Genomic DNA, 18,739 nt, shown 5'->3' with positions numbered 1-18,739 from the left:
TACTTCACCCCTTTTTAGCCTGTAAATACAAACGGTTCTGGATCCATATCCACATTATATTCCGGAGAGCTTTCAAACTCAATTCTCTCATCAAGATGTTTAATAATTTCTTCCTTTCTTTTATTTGATATTGGTTTTAATTTATTAATAATAGGTTCAACTGGACATGTATGAGTTTGAATTCCTAAAACTTTATATGGGTCACCACCTAATGCCAAAGCTACAAGCTGGGCAATATTTAAATGTGCGAAACCATAATTCTTATCCCTTGTTTCATCAATATATGGTTGGTATCTATCAAATTGTACTTGACAATTAGGACACAAATGGACTAATAAATCTGTATTATTATCTTTTAGAGATTTTAACTTATCTTCAGTTGCATCAAGACAAGATTCCTTATGTACAAATCTCTGTGAAATACCACTTCCACAGGTAGCTCTTTTAAAATCATACCAACCAATAGTATTCACACCTAAAGATTGTATTACATCATCTAAAATATGGGGATTTCTAATACTTGTAATATCCTCTTTATAATGTGCCTTATAGTAATGACAACCATGATGTGTCGCCATAACAATATCAGAAAGATCATATACAAGATTTTCAGCAATTTCTCTTCGTTTACTGTAAAAAATATCCACAATATGGAATATGTTTTCCTCAGGAACAATATCTCCCTGAGTATACTTCATCCAACCATAACCAGATTTATCAAAAATATTATTAACCTTATTTCTTAGGTTCTCATCTGTATTAAGTAATTCTCCACACTTTTTATTAATTGCATAACAAGTTGCACACATTGTTACAAAATTAGGACGATTTAATTTTTTTGCAAGTGCAAAATGTCTTGCACCATTAACAGTAGTTGACAATTGATCAAATACATCGGAATAATGACCTAATCCGGTACAACAGGTTTGACCCTTATCAATATGATAGCCAACACCTATCTTATCAAATACATATTTTGTAGATGATTCTATACCCGGATACTCTACACTAACAAGACAACTTTTAAAAAGTAAAATGTCCTTATCTGGAATCTCCACCATAATCTCCCTCTTAAAGTTTAAAATAATTTTAAAAACTGAAAATCATTCAGTGCTTTTTTCGACTTTTTCATTATCTTTAATTCTTTTTACTTCTTCCAATCTCTTTTCAAAACCTGCCTGTTTTAGAATAGTGGAAACCTCATCAATGGTTTCCTTAGGAGGAATTACAGGTCCTAAACCTAAATTTTCACGTATATCATCAAGGTCACATTTGAAATTCCACCAATCTTCCCCTATATCTTCCCTCATTTCAGGAAAGAAATTTGAAGGAATTCCGCCAATTCCATTATTTAAAAAACTATATCCAAAACCTAAAAATGGTCTTAAATGAGCATCAGCTTCTCCACGGGATATCTTAATTTGTCTTAATACCTGATTAGCCTGACATGGACTATTACCTACTGGACAAGTACTATGGCAAGTATAACAATAGAAACAATACCAAAGATCCTCATCATCAATAATGGAAGTTTCACCTTTGAGTATTTTCTCTATCATATCTCTCGGATTATAATTAGAATGCTGTGCACCAGGGCAAGTTGAGGTACACATTCCACACTGTACACATTTTAAAAGATTATCTCCAACTGTAAACTTTAAATCAGCCATTATAAAATTTGCAAGATCCAAAGTTCCTTCTTTAAACTCATTTCCCATTAAATAACCTCAGAAAATAACTAATATGAAAATTTAAATGAACCGTCATTAATTCTATCAACTAAATCATTGATTATATGATTAGCCCTTAACCTATCTGATTGACGTGAAGTGATATGAACACTGTGATTCTCTCCGTCAATGTTTAAATTAGCCATACCTGTATCCAACTCAAATACATTTCCAACACAGTAAGTAGAACATATTCCGCAACCAAAACAGGCTTCATTATCTAATTCAACAATTATTTTATTATTTTGAATCATATGTTTTACGGAGTTAGTAGGACAATTCTCCTCTACAGCACATACGTCACATCCAATACATTTACCCTCATCAAATTTAGGTCTGTTAATGTCGTGACCATTCCACATTTGACCATAATCGGTATCAGTAATGTGATAGCTTCTTCCTTTAATATCCGCAACCTTAAGGGGAACATCTTCATTTAATACAAGTAAATTATTATATATCCCCTCATTTAAAACAGGAATTGGAATAGCTACAGAGTCATATACCTCAGGACCCATACCAGTCATAAAACCCCCTATATAATAGGGATCCATCTTTTTTAAATCAGCAGACAACATTAAATTTGGTGCCTCATCACTTGATCTTGTACCGGAACCTAAAACTAAACCTTCTGAACCATTTAATAAAATTTTAGCCCCCATTTTAATGACATTTCTCTTAGGATCATTTTGAAGTGGGTTTATATCTCCACAACCTGAAAATGAAATCTTATCAAAACCAGATTCCATAGGCTTAGCATAAAAAATGGAATTGATAGGTTTATCACCGGTATTAACAAATGCAGTATAATTTTTAAATGCATTTCTTGTACCTATCATATGTGCAGTTACAATCTCATCTAAATTAGTAGTAGTTCTAATAGTTTTACCTTCATAGGTTTCAACTTCTACTTCAATATCTTTACCTTTAAGTAAATCATTAAATAAGAAACCTCCACCATAATTTATATCATCCTTACTACGGCCTGTTCCATTTATAATACAATCAACGGAACCTAATAATTCATTTGGACAAGGACCTACTTGAGCAGGAATTCCATTTAAATAAATTTTATTGGCTTTTTTAAATGAACCAGGTTCTGAAACAATAATGTTAAAAATAGCAGATGTACCACTCATTATACCACAGGTTCCACAAGTTACAACATCAACCTCCTCGAATGAAGGCACATCACCATTACGGATAGATTCCTTAAAATCAGATGCTGAGTAAACTTGCACATCACCATTTTCAATCTTTTCATTAATATTTTCAATAGTTCTCTCCAAGCAAATACACTCCTAAACTTTTAATATTTATTTTTAAAACAAAATCAAATAAATACTAAAATAAAAAATACATAGTTAATAATAATTTTTCAAAGTATATAAAGATTTTTAGCACGTATGTAAGCTTAATATTACTTTTTAGCCCAAAATGTTAACTTAACATTACTAAAAAATCATTTAAACATAAAATTATAACAATGAAATAGAGATTATTATCAAATAATCAATTTAATTATATAATCATTTTAAAAAATTATGAACAAAATAAGCATATCTATAAGTTTTATAGATTTTCAAGGGTTTTATTAAAAAATAGATAAAAATAAGATTTTAAAAAAATGTAAGGTTACACTTACAATAAGAGAAAATGAGATTTTAAAAAAAAATGCAATGTCACACTTACAATAACAAAAATAATATTTAAAAAAATGTAAGGTTGCACTTACAATAAGAGAAAATAAATTCTTTAGAATTTACCTAAGGTATCTCCCCTCAATCCACATCTTATCGTTTCAAGGGATATGATATCATCTGTTGGAATATTTCCCAAATTAACATCACGACCAAGTTTTAAAACAAAATAAACCTGTTGATCTTTTTGAGGAGCCTCCCATATAATCTTATCAGGATCAGACATATTATTTATAATATAATCTATCTCATCATCTTTAGCTTTACCTGCCTCATCAAATATTCCAATATTCTTTCCGCCTTCTCTTGCCTCAACAATAACTTTATTAGAACCTGCATTTAATTCATTTTCCATATGTTGTATCCTCTCATCAAGGGTGATGTCCTTATCAAGAACTGGATTTTTCTTACCAACCTCCGATAAAACATGAAAACCATTGCTTACAGCCTCTTCAATATAATCTAATTTTTTATCATATGACAACTCGGTAGAACCATTAGATATTTCTAATGTATCAAAACCTAATCTTTTAGCCTCATCGAAAAACTCAGGAACCTTATTATTCAAATATGCTAGCTCAAATAATGTTCCGCCAGTATATGGTTTAATATCATATTTTTTATACATTTTAATTTTAGCTTTAACGATATGTTCATCCTGAACAACGGTAGTGCCCCAACCAAATTTTAAATAGTCCACATATTCCCCTGCTAATTCCATTAAACATTTAGCAGTTTCATATCCTAATCCTTTATCCAAAACCATAGTTATACCTTTATTACGAGGTTTTGATTCTCTATCTTTTAAAAGAAATTTAAAAGCTTTCATATTCTATTTCACCATCAATTAAAAATAATATTATAAAATTAATTAATAATTAAAATCTAATAGTTTATAAAAGTATTGATAGAATAAGAAAAAGAGAATTTGATTTATCCAAAAGGAATTTATTTAATTAAATTAATATTTTAAATAATGCTTAAATAAGTTTGAATCAATCAACAATTCAAATTCAATAATAATACAAAAAAATAATGTTTAAACAAATTAAATCCAATATAAACCAATCAATTAAGCAATAATAAACGATTAAGATGTTTAAACAACTTAAATCCAATATAAACCATCAGCTTAAATTTAAAAAATGATTAAAATGAATAAAAAAAATATTCAACATATAAATATTGAAGAAACCCATATTAGACTTATATCAGATATTTTAAATCATAATCTAGAAAATTATATTCGGACAATAAGAAAAGATTTAAAAAGATATATCTATACAAATCCCGATTTTCTAAATAGACTTGAACCTTTGGATGAAAAACCAGAAGATAATTCAAGTATCATCAATAGTATGCATCATGCAAGTAAAATAAGTAATGTGGGACCTATGGCAACTGTAGCAGGCACAATATCCGAACTATCTTTAAACTATCTTATAAATAAAGGTACAAAATTAAGTTCTGTGGAAAATGGGGGAGATATATCCATTATCAATAATAAGCCTATGGTTTGCGGTATTTATTCAAATACCATAAAGGATATTGGATTTAAATTAAAAGCAAGGGATAAAGCTCTTGGAATCTGTACCTCATCTGCAACTGTTGGACATTCCATAAGTTTTGGAAATTCGGAATCCGTTACTGTTGTAGGTCCGAAAGCCAGTATTTGTGATGGTCTTGCAACAAGAATAGCTAATGATGTATATGGCGAAAGTGATGAGGAGGGAATGACAAATGGTCTTGAAAGTGCCGAAGACTATAAAGATTATTATGATGGAGTTTTAATTACTATTGGCCAGTTAGTTGGTACTATAGGCAAATTACCTAAGATTGTTACTACAGAACCATTCGATATAGATTATTAAAACATTGAAGAAATTTCTTAATAGAAATACTTAAACAGATATTATAAAAATAAAACTAAAACTATTGAATTTGAATTCCAGATGAATTAAAGAGATTCAAAACATCAAATAAAATTTAAAAGACAATAATATTTTAAAAGGGATATAATGACGATTGGAATAATAGGATATGGAAATATTGGAAAGATGATTAGTGAAAATCTACTAAAAAACAATATTGTTAACGAAGATGAATTGATCATATCAAATAGAAACATCAAGAAATTAGATGCAATAAAAAACTATTATCCAGATATCGAAATTACAGATGATAACATAATGCTTTCTAAAAAGGCAGATAAAATAATCATATCCGTTGAAAGCGATGATTTATTAAATGTGATTAGTGAAATTAAGGAAAATCTAGAATCCAAACATTTGATTCATACCTGTGCAGGAGTTAGCTTTGAAGATATTGAAGAGGTATATGACGGATCTGTAAGTTTAGTTATCCCAACCATATCCTCAAGTTTTACAGAAAGTGACAAACAAAAGGGAATTAGTTTAATAGTTCATAATTCTAAAGTTAATTTCCTTGATTCTACAAGTTTAGAGAATATGTTTAATAATTTTTCATATGTAAAAATTCTTCCATCAGAAAAGGACATTGAAATAGCTACCATACTTACAAGTTGTGCTCCAGCCTACATTTCTTTAATTGTTAAAAAGTTTGCAGAATATGGATTTGACAATTCCGATTTAGATTATGATGAGTGTAAATATTTAATTCTCAAAACATTAATAGGAACAAGTGAAGTTTTAAGTAAAGATAGTTTAAATAGTGAAGATAATTGTGATAATCTAATTAATACTGTTTGTACACCTGGAGGAATTACTGAAAAGGGATTAAATTTCTTAGATTTAGAATCAGACACTATGATAGATGATTTATTCGACATATTACTCCAATCTTATAATGATTAATTTAGATAAATTTAACATACAAAACTATTTACTTTTTTTTAAGAATTGATAATTGAGTAAATTTTTTAAAGATTTTATAAGAAAACGGTAAAAACAGCTAGTTTCTATTTAAAAGTTTATTTATATAAAAAAATGAATTCAATAATTTCTGACTAAAATAAAAAAAATAATAAGTTTTTTTAAAAAATTGAATTATAAAACGATAAAACCATCAAGATTAATAATTGAACAATCAGTTATCATTAAAATCTGAAATAGCAGAATCTACAAGATTTAAAATAGCTTCATCCAGATTCGGATAATCACCCTTTATTACAATCGGTATATTATCACAGTAAACTACTTCTAAACCTGCATTAATAGCTTCTTTAGTTGCAACATCAACTGCAGCAGCTTTAAGTTCAGTCAACATACAATCAACATCATTTATATACTTTCCAATATCTTTTTTAAGTAAAGGTCTGTTGGATAAATAGGGTGTTGTACCTATAATCTCACATTCATAAACCCCTTCAAGGTATTCCACCAGTTTATCCTTAACGGCATTTGGTGCAGTGGTTGCAAAAAGAACTTTCTTACCTTTAATAGATTTTAATGGTTTCGGTCTAAAGACCGTAGGAATGATTTCCACTTCTGGTTTGATACCATGAATAAACTCAATTATCTCATCTATTTTAACCTGTGGGGTTAATGGCTCCTCACACATAGTAAGAATAATCAAATCACCTAAACCAATCCTATATGGACCAAAGAAATTTGTAATATTAATTATATCCTGATTAGCCCCAACAAGTACAATATTCTTATCTGTTTTAATAGGAGGTATAGCCGCTCCACTACCTTCAAATATTAGAAAATCTTTATCCTGTTTATTTGCAATCTTAGCTCCTTCCAACATGTTAGTCATGAAGACCTCACCAGACATTCCACCACCACAACGTCTACAACCAATAGTTAAAACCCTACTCATCAATGCATCTTCCCAATGATCACTTGCAGCGTGAACTCCCTTTTCGGATTGTTCCATTAAAAATTCAGGGGTTATTTCAAATTCATCACCGTGAACAATTTCCGGTACCTCAGGTCCCCCTCTACCCATTGCTACAACACAGGGATTATATTGATTTTTAGCTATTAAACGTGAGGTATAAGTACTCACTGCAGTTTTACCAATTCTTTTACCTGTACCCAATATTTTAAGGGATGGTTTTTCAAGAATATCATCAAAGGTAGGTGGCTCAAACTTAAAATCAGGACCCTCATATATACATCCCAAAGACAAAACATTACATGCTATCTTAAACCTTTTAGAATAATCAAGTACTGGTTCATCAGATAAGTCCATTACAATATCAGGACTATATTTCTTAATCATTTTACAAATTAAATCATATGGAATTTCATTTTCATCCTCACCAAAATAAACTGGAAAGCCCATCACCTCAGAATATGCCTGGGGATTATCTGTTTTTAGTTTCTCAGTTCCTCCAATAAAAACCATACCTATTACTTCAAAGTCTTCAATATCATTAATTGATACAATAGCAGATTTTGTAACAGGAAGATAATGTTCCCCATCAACCAAACATAGAATACTAGTCATAATAAAACCAACCTAAAAAAAATTGAATAATATTAATATTATATTTAATCTATAATAAAGATTTTATTGTTTCGAAATAAAAGTTTATAAATTTTACAATAAAACTAATGTATCCTTATCAATTGTATAAAACAAGTTTATTTCGATAATATTCTAGAAGCACATTTAAATAAATTAGTATCATGAAAATAAGAAAATATCAAAATAATAGAATGATTAATGATGAGACAATAAAAAAAACCTGAAAAAAATAAAAAACAAATAAAGAATTATTTTACTGAAATGGATATGTTTACAGAATTCTATAAAAATTAAAAAACTGTTTATTAGAAATACATTTCCCATACTATATAAACAGCAAAAAGTAAAAGAAAATGTTATAATTCTCGATTATTCTAAAAAACAGTTATAAAATAATTAAATTTAATAAATGATAAAAATTACTAAAATATATTGATAATAATAAAGCATTAAAAAAGATAATCTATTAAAAAGCAAAAACTAAGAGTAAAACCTAAAAAGATTTAGGAAAACATTAAAAAAAGATAAAAAATCAAAAGTAAAAAAAATAAATAAAGGATATAATCAACTATTTAGATTCAGCCTTAGCCAAATCATTTTCAGATCTTTTTACCAATTCCTGTAAAGCATTAGTAACATTTGGCGGAATTGAATTTTCATCTTTATTTAATATTACTTTAGATATTGTATTAGCCAATACAAATATTGCATGTTTGTGTTCTGCTTTAGTCCTGTGAATATGATGCGGACTAATGTTTAATGCAATATATTCACTACAATCGTTTTTAATTTCATCATTTTCTGCTAAGTACTTTAATACATAAACTAAAAATTGATGCATTTGTATCATTTCATCCTTATACATAAAAAACCCTTCCCAAAATTATATGTATATTAAAAATAACAATCAAAGATTGCCATTTTAATAATGATAAACTCATTAAATAACAATTGAAAGTATTTAAAAATACAATTTATGTACCTTTTAAATTTTAATTATTATTTATAAATTATTTGAATTAATAGATTTATATAAATGATATTTTCCATTATATGAAATTTATATAAATTATTAACTTGGATAAATATTAATTTTATACACTAATCTTATTTTTAAATTATAATATATGTACTCATTAATTTTACATTAATATTATTTATTTTAATATTAATAAAGGTTATGTATATTTTTAAACAATTAACTAATTAGAATCAGAAACATGAAAATGAACAAATAAATAATACAATAAACTTTTAATAAAATAACCAAATCACAAATATTTTCTAAAATATAATTTATAAAAATAAACCTAAGTTAAAAAAATTTTTATAAAAAATACTATGATGAATAATTGTATTAAAATTTTAACAATAAAGATAGGATTATCCTAAAAAAATATTGATTGTAATAAAAAAGGAGCTAAAATAGGATAAAGAAATAAAATACAAACTCAATAAAAAAAATAGTCAAAGCGAAAATAAAGAAACAAAATACAATCTAAATAAAAAAATAGTCAAAGCGAAAATAAAGAAATAAAATACAAACTCAATAAAAAAAAATAGTCAAAGCGAAAATAAAGAAACAAAATACAATCTAAATAAATAAAAAAAAGTCAAGATTAAAAGATAAATAAAAAATTAAAAGATTTTATTATTTAATCATCATCTTCTACAGGTAAATCCCATGCAACTCTTAAGGCATTCTCAATTGCATCTGCCGTTTTATCCAAGTCGTCTTCTGTATGTTTAATAGATATAAAATTACATTCAAATTGACTTGGTGGTATAAATACATTGTTTTTAAGTAATTGCCTAAAGTATACAAGGAAACGGTCCTTATCTGCAGTTTGTGCATCTGCATAATTATGGACCTCATTAGGTGTAAAGTAAATTTGAAACATTGAACTTAAACCAACAGGCTGAATATCTAAATCCAAATCTTCTACAATATCATTAATAGATTCCCTTAAATATTGGCCTTTAGCATTTAACTTATTATAGAAATCATAAGTTAACTGTTCCATAGTTGCAAGACCTGCGTTAATTGTAATTGGATTACCACTGAAAGTACCTGCCTGATAAACAGGACCATTAGGAGCCAACATTTCCATTATATCCTTACGTCCTGCAATTGCACCTACTGGAAAACCCCCACCTAGAATCTTACCAAAGGTTACAAGATCAGGTAAAATATCAAAGTATTCCTGAGCTCCACCACGTGACAATCTAAAACCGGTAATTACCTCATCAAAGATTAATAGAATATCATGGTCTTTTGTAATTTCACGGACAAAATCCAAGTATCCTTCATCAGGAGCTACACAACCTATATTGCCCATTACAGGTTCAATAATAACTGCTGCAATATCATCTTTATTTTCCATTATAAGCTTGGTTAATGCATCCTCATCATTAAATGGACAGGAAATTGTATTTTCAGTAGTTTCTTTAGGAATACCTATTGAATCTGGAAGACAAGCTCCACCGGAACCGGATTTCACAAGCACATAATCATGAGCACCATGATAAGTTCCCTCAAATTTGATTATTTTATTTTTACCTGTAAAACCTCTTGCAAGTCTAATTGCTCCCATTGTTGCTTCTGTACCGGAATTACAGAATCTTACCATTTCAGCACATGGAACCCTATTTACAACTTCTTTTGCAAGTTTAATCTCGGCTTCGGTTGGTGCCCCATATGCGGTACCTAATTTTAATTGATGTGAAATTTTATGGGTGATTTTCTCATTTGCATGACCGAGAACTAATGGCCCATATGCAAGACAATGGTCAATATATTCGTTTCCATCCACATCATAAATTCTAGAACCATGTCCCTTTTTAACAAAGAAAGGATAAGGTTCATATGCTCTTACTGGAGATGAAACCCCTCCAGGAATATAATCTTTTGATATAATAAACATTTCTTTTGAAGTCATCATTTTATCACAAACTAATTATCTTTGATAATAATTCTCATTTTTTAAAGTTGAAATTAAACTGTTTACACATGCAACGGCAATTGGTGTACCTCCTTTAGGTCCACGGGTGATTACATGAGGAATATTTGATTTTGAAAGGGCTTCCTTTGAATCAGCTGCCTTCACGAATCCTACAGGAACACCAACTATAGACCTTGCGTTTAGCTTGCCAGATTCTACAAGTTCAATAGATTTAAATAAGGAAGTTGGAGCATTACCAATAACAATTATACCCTCAAAACCTTCTTTTGCGGCATACTCCATTGCGGCAGCTGCCCTTGTAATACCCTTATCTTTGGCATATTCTTTAACATTCTCATCTTTAATATAGGAATATACCTCACCGTCATACTGGGTAATTCCCGCTTTAACCATATTGATATCAGTTAGAATATCCTCATGTTTTTTTAAGGACTTAAGACTAACCTCAACAAAATCCTGACTAATTGATACCAATTTAGCATATTCCGGATCTGCAGTGGAATGTACAATACGTTCAACAATATCCCTTTCTGCAGGATTTAAATCTTTAATATCATCACCTATTAATGAACGTATAATATCCCTACTTTTCGTTGCAATATCCATACCCTGATCTGTAGATGCTCCCATAAACATTGTTATCACATCTTCATGGACTTACATGTCTAATTTTAATAATATCTTCAGTTGAAATAAATTCCCCGAAGTCTTCATTATTCTCATATTTAATAAAAATAATTCCTTTATCTAGTTCATCATATACTATATCTTTAATATGAGTTTTAATACTCATTTTACTTTTAAGATATATTTTTATATAACCATAATCTCCTTTTGGATTTTCTGAGTATAATCTGTGAATATGATTAAAAATATATTCTATTGCATAAGTTTCCATTATTTCACCTATATAATATAATTATATATGTTCTATTAGTTTTTATAATTAATTAAATTATTAAATTAGATAATTGCCATAATATTTAGTTTATAAAAATTTAAAAAAAACACTTAAAATCTTAACTAAGAATTTACTGATCTGGCTACTGATTGGCCTGCAAGATAGGCAGTTGTAAATGCAATCATTAAATTATATCCTCCAGTCGGTCCACAGACATCTAAGATTTCCCCTGCAAAATATAAACCATCAACCAATTTAGATTCAAGAGTTTTCGGATTAATCTCGTCTAATTCAATACCTCCAAGAGTAATATATGCACTTTTAATAGCTATATTATCAACAGTTAATTTAAAACTTTTCAATCCTTCAATTATTTTATTTCTATCCTTTTTTGATAAATTACTTAAAGTTACTGTTCTATCCACACCAATAGTATCCAAAAAGTATTTGGAGAAATTATTTGGAAGATAATTATTTAAATAATTATGTATCTCTTTCTTATTATCTTGGGTATTGATTATACCATTTTTAAGCTCTTCCCTGTTTGAATCCGGAGCAAAATCAATGAAGATATCAGTTTTTTTAAAGTCTTTAATACCATTCAACATATCAAAATCCTGATTATTCATAAGTTCATTACTAAGATTAATTATTACAGGTCCTGTAAGACCATTATGAGATATAAGCATATCCCCACATCTTTCAATATTTTTACCGGACATATCCCTAAAAGATACCTTTAAATTTTCAAAGCTTAATCCTTTAAGCTTGATTAAATTATTATCATTGATTATAAAACCACAGGCAGCAGGTTTTATTGCAGATATATGGTGTGATAAATTACTTGCAAATCTATAACCATCACCTGTTGAGCCGGTATTCGGATAGGTTAGACCGCCAGTAGCTAAAACAAGACTTCTAGATTTAATAACATTATCCTTGGATTTAATTAAAAATAAATCAGAATCCTTTTCAACAGATTCAACATCAAAGTTTAATTTGATTTCCACATTTAAATCAGATAAATATGATTTTAATACATTTATTACTGACTGTGATTTTTCAGTTATTGGAAAAACCCTATTATTCCCCTCAACTTTAAACTCCAAACCTTTTTCTCTAAAAATATTAAGTAAATCCTCATTTTTTAAATTGTAAAAAGAGTGTTTCAAGAATTTACTTTCCCTCTTGCCATATTTGTTAAGAGTTTCTCTAAGGGGAGCGGAGTTTGTTATATTACAACGTCCATGACCAGTAATAGCTAATTTACGACCTAATCGATCATTTTTCTCAAGAAGAACTATCTTAGTTCCAGGTGATGTTTGAGCAGCACTAATTGCACACATCATCCCACTAGCTCCTCCCCCAATAATAACAATATCATAGACCATAAGATTACTATGTTCCTCATAATATTAAAACATAATTTAAAAATTAGAGTTTATAATATAAAAACAGGTTCCTCTAAAAAGTGAAAAGATTCATAAAACAGCAATTACATTAAAGATTACACTAAAAAAACAGCAAGACTAAATTGAAAAATAAAAATAATAAAAAATAGTAAAAAATAAACCTTAGGTTTTAAACCTAAGGAGTTAATCGATGTCTGTCTCTTGGGAAGAGTACAGTTTCCCTAATGTTTTCAACACCAGTTAAAACCATGTTTACTCTGTCTGCACCAAGACCCCATCCTGCGTGAGGAGGCATACCATATTTAAATGCCTTTAAGTATGCTTCAAATGATTCAGGATTTAAATCTTTAGCTATTAATTGATTAAGTAAAAGATCATATTGGTGGATACGGGTTGCTCCTGAAGATAATTCAAGATTTTTATACATTAAATCGAAAGCATGGGATTTTTCAGGTTTGTTTTCATAAGGCATTACATAGAATGGTTTAATTGCAGTAGGCCATCCGGTTAAGAAATAGAAATCATCCATTGCATCTCCTAAAACCTTTTCACCTTCACGGGATAAATCCTCACCATATTCCATTTCAACTCCACGGGAGTTAACAAGGTCCACAGCTTCATCATAATCGATTACTTCAAACTTACCTTGAGGTACCTCTATTTTATGTTCTAAAGTATTTAATTCCTCAGAGCGATATTCATTTACATCAGCAATAACTTTAACTAACATTTCATTTAACATTTTCATTACATCTTCATCATCCATGAAAGATGCTTCCATATCTATAGAAATTGCCTCGTTTAAATGTCTTAGAGTATCATGCTCTTCTGCCCTGAATATTTGACCAATTTCAAATACTTTATCAAATCCAGCAGACATCATCATTTGTTTGTATAATTGTGGTGATTGTCCTAAGAATGCCTCTCTTTCAAAATAAGTAATTGGGAAAAGTTCAGTTCCTCCTTCAGTAGCTGATGCTACAAGTTTAGGAGTATGAATCTCAATTATATCATTATCTGCAAAGTATTCACGTACAGATTTAAACATTTGATTTTTAATCTTAAATATTGCACTTACACCAGGTTTTCTTAAATCTAAGAATCTGGAATTTAATCTAGTATCGATTTCAGCTTTAACCTTTTCAGTTGGATCCATTGGCAATGGTTGATCAGCCATATTTAATACTGTAATTTCGGATGGTATAATTTCTACACCATTTGGTGCTTTATTAGAGTCTTGTACAGTACCTTTAACTGCAACTACTGATTCTTTTCTAAGAGCTCTAATATCTTCCAAGATTTCAGCAGATACTTTTTTACTAGGTGCAGTAACCTGTATCATACCTTTGAAATCACGAATAAGTAAGAAAATAATTCCACCTAAATCACGAATTTCATGAACCCATCCCATAATAGTTACATCCTGACCTATTACATCAGTGGTAACATCTTTAGTATAATGAGTTCTTCTTAAGTCTCTTAATAAGTATTCCACTTAATTCACCTCTATAATAAAAAAAATAATAAGAGTAAGAAATATAAAAAATTATATTTAATAAAAATCTCTTTCTATAAACAAAATAGCTTAATTATTGTTTCAAACAAATTTAAGATTTAAAATTTCAATAATTTTTTAAGAAGTATTTCATACATCAGTATTTATATAATTTTTAATTAATAAACTTTATATTTTAATAATGCTTTCAATCGATTTAAAATGTTAAAAATTTTAAATATTCATAAATATAAATATATAATTATATAAAAAACAATTTTAAATTTATATATTTTTAGATTTTAGGTGATAATATGAAGGTATTACTTGTAAATGGAAGTCCACATAGGGATGGATGTACAAATGAAGCTTTAACAATCATTAGTGAAGAGCTAGCCAAATATGATATTGATACTGAAAAAATATGGATTAGAAACAGACAGGTCCGTGGCTGTGTTGCATGTGAAAAATGCCTTGAAGACGGATTGTGTAACTTTACAGATGATTGTACTAATGATATTAAGAAAGCATTACTTGAATGTGATGGAATTATTGTAGGCTCACCAGTTTACTTTGCAGGGCCTAATGGTGCATTATGTGCAATACTTGATAGGGTTTTCTACCATGATTTAGGCAAATTTGCAAATAAACCTGGAGCGGGTATTGTAAGTTGTAGACGTTCAGGTTCAACTGCAAGTTTTGATAGATTAAATAAATACTTTACTATTAGAAACATGCCAATTGTACCAAGTCAATACTGGAATGCTGTTCATGGTAACACCCCTGAAGAGGTTAGACAGGATAAGGAAGGAGTTCAAACCATGAGAACACTTGCAAGAAACATGGCTTGGATGTTAAATGCTTTTGATAAAGTTGAAAAACCAGAACATGAAAAAGAAGTAAGAACCAATTTTATTAGATAATTGTAATCAATTATCTACTCTTTTTTTAAAATATCAAGTTTGAAAAATAAAAGATTTTAAACCCTAATACTATTTCTCCTTAAGATTTGACCAAAACCCAAATTCATACATTAAATAAATACTTAAAATATGATAAAATAAAAAAGATATCTTAATAAAAAATTTTAAAAAAAAAAATAGAATTATAATGAATTTTAGTTTAAACTCTTTAAGATAAGACCTTTAATCTCATTTAAAACCTTAACCTGTTCAAGATTAAGTTTATTAAGTTTATCTAAATCATTTTTAATCTTTTTATAATCCTCTGAGGTTTTAATGAAAACATCATCATCTTCAACATTGGAGATTAAATTTTCAAATTCATTTTCTTCCTCATATTCAATCGCTCTTGTAATATCGTCAACAAGTCCTTTCTGAGATCTTGTAAACTTATTTGTTTCAGTGATTTTTTCTGAAATCTCCTCTATCTGCTCAAGTATATTCTCTGAGTTAGATGGCATAATATCACCTTAAATAATTAAGAATAACTAGTTTTTATCTTCCCTAAATCTTACCTTTACAGAGTCAGCATGTGCAAAGAAACCTTCATATTCTGCAATAGGAATAATAGTCTCTTTAAGAACATTCAAACCTTCTTTTGAAACTTCCTGTACAGTAGGTTTTTTAAGGAAATCCTCAGTAGATAATCCAGAATACATTCTTGCACCACCACCAGTTGGAAGTACATGGTTTGTTCCAGAACCATAATCCCCACATGCCACAGGTGAATAATTACCTAAAAATATAGAACCTGCATTGTTTATTTTACTTAATGTGTAATCATTATCCTTAGTTGAAATAATTAAATGCTCCGGAGCATATTTATTTGTTAGATATATTCCCTCATCTAAATCTTTAACAAGTACAATCCTTCCCCTTTTTTCAATAGATGATTCAATAATCTCACGGCGTACTGCCTCTTTAGTTTTCTTATCAATTTCAACTGCTACCTCATCTGCTAATTCTTCATTAGGTGTTACAAATATACAAGCTGCATTGGGATCATGTTCTGCTTGTGATAAGAAATCATATGCAATAAATTCCGCATCATCAGTTTCATCAGCCAATATAAGCAATTCTGACGGACCTGCCGGAAATTCAATATCCACATTTCCATAAACCAATTTTTTAGCGGCTGTTACAAATATATTTCCAGGGCCTACTATCTTATCGACTTTGGGAACAGTTTCTGAACCATATGCCATTGCACCAATAGCCTGTGCTCCACCAACCTTATATATTTCATCTGCTCCTGCAATATCACTTGCAACTAAAATTGCATCCATAACTTTACCGTCCTTTCCAGGTGGTGTACAACAAACAATCTTTTTAACACCTGCAATCTTAGCAGGAATTACAGTCATTAAAATAGTTGAGGGGTATGCAGCCCTTCCACCGGGAATATAACAACCAACGGTTTCAAGGGGTCTTATGATTTGGCCTGCTTTAATCCCATCAATTACTTCCATATCCCATTCCTTTGGAATTTCAGCCTTATGGAATTTTTCAATATTGGCTGACGCACTTTTTAGAGCATCTATAAGATCATCATCAATATTATTATAAGCCTCTTCAATTTCCTCTTTAGAAACCTTCATATCACCTAGTTTAACACCATCGAATTTTTCAGTGTAACCTAAGATAGCTTTGTCTTTATTTTCTTTAATATCAACCAAGATATCACTTACAGTACCAAGAACATTATTAACATCTTCTTCAGATCTTTTTATAATATCTTCAAGTTGACTATCATCATACTTAATTACATCCATTATATCACTAATCATTTAATAATAATTTAAAATAAGTTTAATTGGTTTAATTAATTTATTATAATTATACTATGTAATTTTTAATAATTATATATTATTATATTATTGAATCTTTTTAAATAATTAAATGAAAACCACTAATTTTAAAAATATTTCTAATTACTTAAAAATCAATAAAATTTTTTTATAAAAGAAGAACATTTACTTTTAAAAGGAGTTTAAAACATTGAAAATATTAAATAAAAAAAAGAATAATGAAATTAAATTATTTAAAGAGAGTTAATAATAAAAAAAGGAAAATACATTATTTATAATAATGCATTTATTCCTTTGGTATATAATAAACTAGTAAATGCACCTTTAGGAGTCATTACTATATTTCCTTTATTATATTGATTCAAAGCTGTGTTAACCATATTCATTTTTTTACCAGGATCATTTGTTGCATTAGCAACAGCTTTAACTAACATCATTACAGAGCTTCCCCTAGAGTTTTTATTAGTGTATTGCTCTTCACGAACAACATCGATAGCACTACTATTAATAGTTTTACCATCAACAACTAAAGGTCCTGCTGAATCAATTATCGCAGTCATAGCTTCACTATTCACAGCAACAACAGCATCTATTGAAACATTAGTATTATACTCTACAATCTCTTTAGCATTCTGCATTGATTGATCTGTATTATTTTCCCAGAAAGAATCATGAAGTAGGAGTTTAGAACCTGCTCCTTGAGCTTGAGCTTCTGCTGGCTCTGCTTTAGTTGGGTGAGTCATACCATGTGGATATACAGCTGTGTAATTAACAATTGAACCATTATGTAAATGAACAATGAAAGCCATATCACATGCCCCCATTCCTGGACGTTTTTCGCTTTCATCAATTGCACAAATCAATATGTTTTTATCTCCTTGTGCTAACTCTCCTTGTGAGGTACCCACATGATATATATAAGTACCTGCATAATTTGCAACCAATCCTACAAGTATTACAAATAGAATTGCAATAACCAACTTCTTTGTTCGTCTCATAAAACTCACTTTAATTATAGATTCAAATTATCTATAATAATCTAAATTTATAAAAAATTAGATATATTCCTTAAATAATTTAATTCTATAGATTATATATTTTTTTTAACATATAATATTAATGGATTTTCTTATAAATAACATTGTTATAGTATAAAATATTAAATAAATAATTATAAAAAAATGAAAATCTTATTAAAATATTTAATCTATAAATTTAAATAAAAAAAAGGAATAAATTTAGTTAAACTTGAATATAAACCCTTATAAGAGTTTTTTATTAAAATAAATAAAGAAATTTAATAGAATTGA

Annotated in this window: 17 protein-coding genes; 3 read left to right on the top strand and 14 right to left on the bottom strand. The window is 28.7% G+C overall.

The features are described from left to right. Positions 1-14: 14 nt before the first annotated feature. The 4 genes from hdrB to comA form a co-directional block, all read right to left on the bottom strand. Entirely contained in the window at positions 15-1,064 is a 1,050-nt protein-coding gene (hdrB, locus tag ABM4_RS03460) for a ferredoxin:CoB-CoM heterodisulfide reductase subunit HdrB (protein ID WP_081585233.1), read from the bottom strand. Between the two features lie 39 nt (positions 1,065-1,103). Beyond that, complete coding sequence (gene hdrC / locus ABM4_RS03455) at positions 1,104-1,718, bottom strand: ferredoxin:CoB-CoM heterodisulfide reductase subunit HdrC (protein WP_016358289.1); 615 nt, start codon at positions 1,716-1,718, stop codon at positions 1,104-1,106. Positions 1,719-1,738: 20 nt separating this feature from the next. Then, positions 1,739-3,019, bottom strand: coding sequence for a methanogenesis marker 16 metalloprotein (locus tag ABM4_RS03450; RefSeq protein WP_016358288.1), 1,281 nt, complete (start codon positions 3,017-3,019; stop codon positions 1,739-1,741). Positions 3,020-3,485: 466 nt separating this feature from the next. Continuing rightward, the gene (comA, locus tag ABM4_RS03445) at positions 3,486-4,259 is read right to left on the bottom strand and encodes a phosphosulfolactate synthase (RefSeq protein ID WP_016358287.1); all 774 of its coding nucleotides are present in this window, start codon (positions 4,257-4,259) and stop codon (positions 3,486-3,488) included. 316 nt (positions 4,260-4,575) lie between these two features. On the opposite strand from comA, the gene ABM4_RS03440 reads away from it, so the two are divergent. Together ABM4_RS03440 and ABM4_RS03435 are read left to right on the top strand one after the other, a co-directional pair. Further along, positions 4,576-5,301 (top strand): UPF0280 family protein, encoded by a 726-nt coding sequence (locus ABM4_RS03440; protein WP_016358286.1) that lies wholly within the window; start codon positions 4,576-4,578, stop codon positions 5,299-5,301. A gap of 147 nt (positions 5,302-5,448) precedes the next feature. Continuing rightward, on the top strand, positions 5,449-6,264 hold the full coding sequence (locus ABM4_RS03435; RefSeq protein ID WP_016358285.1) for a pyrroline-5-carboxylate reductase: 816 nt from the start codon (positions 5,449-5,451) through the stop codon (positions 6,262-6,264). 232 nt (positions 6,265-6,496) lie between these two features. On the opposite strand, the gene ABM4_RS03430 is transcribed toward ABM4_RS03435, so the two are convergent. From ABM4_RS03430 to aspS, 7 genes are all read right to left on the bottom strand, one after another. After that, positions 6,497-7,867, bottom strand: a complete 1,371-nt coding sequence (locus tag ABM4_RS03430; protein ID WP_016358284.1) for a cyclic 2,3-phosphoglycerate synthetase — start codon at positions 7,865-7,867, stop codon at positions 6,497-6,499. A 589-nt stretch (positions 7,868-8,456) separates the two neighbouring features. After that, positions 8,457-8,753, bottom strand: a complete 297-nt coding sequence (locus ABM4_RS03425) for a UPF0058 family protein (protein WP_016358283.1) — start codon at positions 8,751-8,753, stop codon at positions 8,457-8,459. Between the two features lie 790 nt (positions 8,754-9,543). After that, on the bottom strand, positions 9,544-10,827 hold the full coding sequence (hemL, locus tag ABM4_RS03420; RefSeq protein ID WP_048200817.1) for a glutamate-1-semialdehyde 2,1-aminomutase: 1,284 nt from the start codon (positions 10,825-10,827) through the stop codon (positions 9,544-9,546). A gap of 18 nt (positions 10,828-10,845) precedes the next feature. Beyond that, positions 10,846-11,487, bottom strand: coding sequence for a cobalt-precorrin-8 methylmutase (locus tag ABM4_RS03415; protein WP_016358281.1), 642 nt, complete (start codon positions 11,485-11,487; stop codon positions 10,846-10,848). A 13-nt stretch (positions 11,488-11,500) separates the two neighbouring features. Continuing rightward, positions 11,501-11,749, bottom strand: a complete 249-nt coding sequence (locus ABM4_RS03410; protein WP_016358280.1) for a hypothetical protein — start codon at positions 11,747-11,749, stop codon at positions 11,501-11,503. Between the two features lie 125 nt (positions 11,750-11,874). Then, entirely contained in the window at positions 11,875-13,143 is a 1,269-nt protein-coding gene (locus ABM4_RS03405; protein WP_016358279.1) for an NAD(P)/FAD-dependent oxidoreductase, read from the bottom strand. A gap of 196 nt (positions 13,144-13,339) precedes the next feature. Then, positions 13,340-14,659 carry an aspartate--tRNA(Asn) ligase gene (gene aspS, locus ABM4_RS03400; protein WP_016358278.1) on the bottom strand — a complete coding sequence of 440 codons (1,320 nt, stop codon included), beginning with the start codon at positions 14,657-14,659 and terminating at the stop codon, positions 13,340-13,342. Between the two features lie 314 nt (positions 14,660-14,973). On the opposite strand from aspS, the gene ABM4_RS03395 reads away from it, so the two are divergent. After that, positions 14,974-15,582 (top strand): flavodoxin family protein, encoded by a 609-nt coding sequence (locus ABM4_RS03395; RefSeq protein WP_016358277.1) that lies wholly within the window; start codon positions 14,974-14,976, stop codon positions 15,580-15,582. A 194-nt stretch (positions 15,583-15,776) separates the two neighbouring features. Here the strand turns inward: ABM4_RS03395 and ABM4_RS03390 are convergent, their stop codons facing one another. From ABM4_RS03390 to ABM4_RS03380, 3 genes are all read right to left on the bottom strand, one after another. Next, complete coding sequence (locus ABM4_RS03390; RefSeq protein ID WP_016358276.1) at positions 15,777-16,082, bottom strand: hypothetical protein; 306 nt, start codon at positions 16,080-16,082, stop codon at positions 15,777-15,779. 27 nt (positions 16,083-16,109) lie between these two features. Beyond that, positions 16,110-17,393, bottom strand: a complete 1,284-nt coding sequence (gene hisD / locus ABM4_RS03385) for a histidinol dehydrogenase (protein ID WP_016358275.1) — start codon at positions 17,391-17,393, stop codon at positions 16,110-16,112. Between the two features lie 308 nt (positions 17,394-17,701). Continuing rightward, on the bottom strand, positions 17,702-18,427 hold the full coding sequence (locus tag ABM4_RS03380) for a DUF4012 domain-containing protein (RefSeq protein WP_016358274.1): 726 nt from the start codon (positions 18,425-18,427) through the stop codon (positions 17,702-17,704). Between the last annotated feature and the right edge of the window lie 312 nt (positions 18,428-18,739).

The sequence above is a fragment of the Methanobrevibacter sp. AbM4 genome (assembly GCF_000404165.1).
Classification (GTDB): Archaea; Methanobacteriota; Methanobacteria; order Methanobacteriales; family Methanobacteriaceae; genus Methanarmilla; species Methanarmilla boviskoreani.
Note: the sequence above shows the minus strand (reverse complement) of the source record. Positions and strands in the feature narration are given on the sequence as shown.

Bases quoted from the DNA above. Each gene is read 5' to 3' on its own strand.
- comA (WP_016358287.1), bottom strand. From the start codon at position 4,259: ATGAAAGCTTTTAAATTTCTTTTAAAAGATAGAGAATCAAAACCTCGT.
- hemL (WP_048200817.1), bottom strand. From the start codon at position 10,827: ATGACTTCAAAAGAAATGTTTATTATATCAAAAGATTATATTCCTGGA.
- ABM4_RS03440 (WP_016358286.1), top strand. From the start codon at position 4,576: ATGATTAAAATGAATAAAAAAAATATTCAACATATAAATATTGAAGAA.
- ABM4_RS03390 (WP_016358276.1), bottom strand. From the start codon at position 16,082: ATGCCATCTAACTCAGAGAATATACTTGAGCAGATAGAGGAGATTTCA.
- ABM4_RS03430 (WP_016358284.1), bottom strand. From the start codon at position 7,867: ATGACTAGTATTCTATGTTTGGTTGATGGGGAACATTATCTTCCTGTT.
- ABM4_RS03435 (WP_016358285.1), top strand. From the start codon at position 5,449: ATGACGATTGGAATAATAGGATATGGAAATATTGGAAAGATGATTAGT.
- hisD (WP_016358275.1), bottom strand. From the start codon at position 17,393: ATGGATGTAATTAAGTATGATGATAGTCAACTTGAAGATATTATAAAA.
- ABM4_RS03395 (WP_016358277.1), top strand. From the start codon at position 14,974: ATGAAGGTATTACTTGTAAATGGAAGTCCACATAGGGATGGATGTACA.
- ABM4_RS03425 (WP_016358283.1), bottom strand. From the start codon at position 8,753: ATGTATAAGGATGAAATGATACAAATGCATCAATTTTTAGTTTATGTA.
- ABM4_RS03405 (WP_016358279.1), bottom strand. From the start codon at position 13,143: ATGGTCTATGATATTGTTATTATTGGGGGAGGAGCTAGTGGGATGATG.
- ABM4_RS03415 (WP_016358281.1), bottom strand. From the start codon at position 11,487: ATGTTTATGGGAGCATCTACAGATCAGGGTATGGATATTGCAACGAAA.
- ABM4_RS03380 (WP_016358274.1), bottom strand. From the start codon at position 18,427: ATGAGACGAACAAAGAAGTTGGTTATTGCAATTCTATTTGTAATACTT.
- hdrC (WP_016358289.1), bottom strand. From the start codon at position 1,718: ATGGGAAATGAGTTTAAAGAAGGAACTTTGGATCTTGCAAATTTTATA.
- ABM4_RS03410 (WP_016358280.1), bottom strand. From the start codon at position 11,749: ATGGAAACTTATGCAATAGAATATATTTTTAATCATATTCACAGATTA.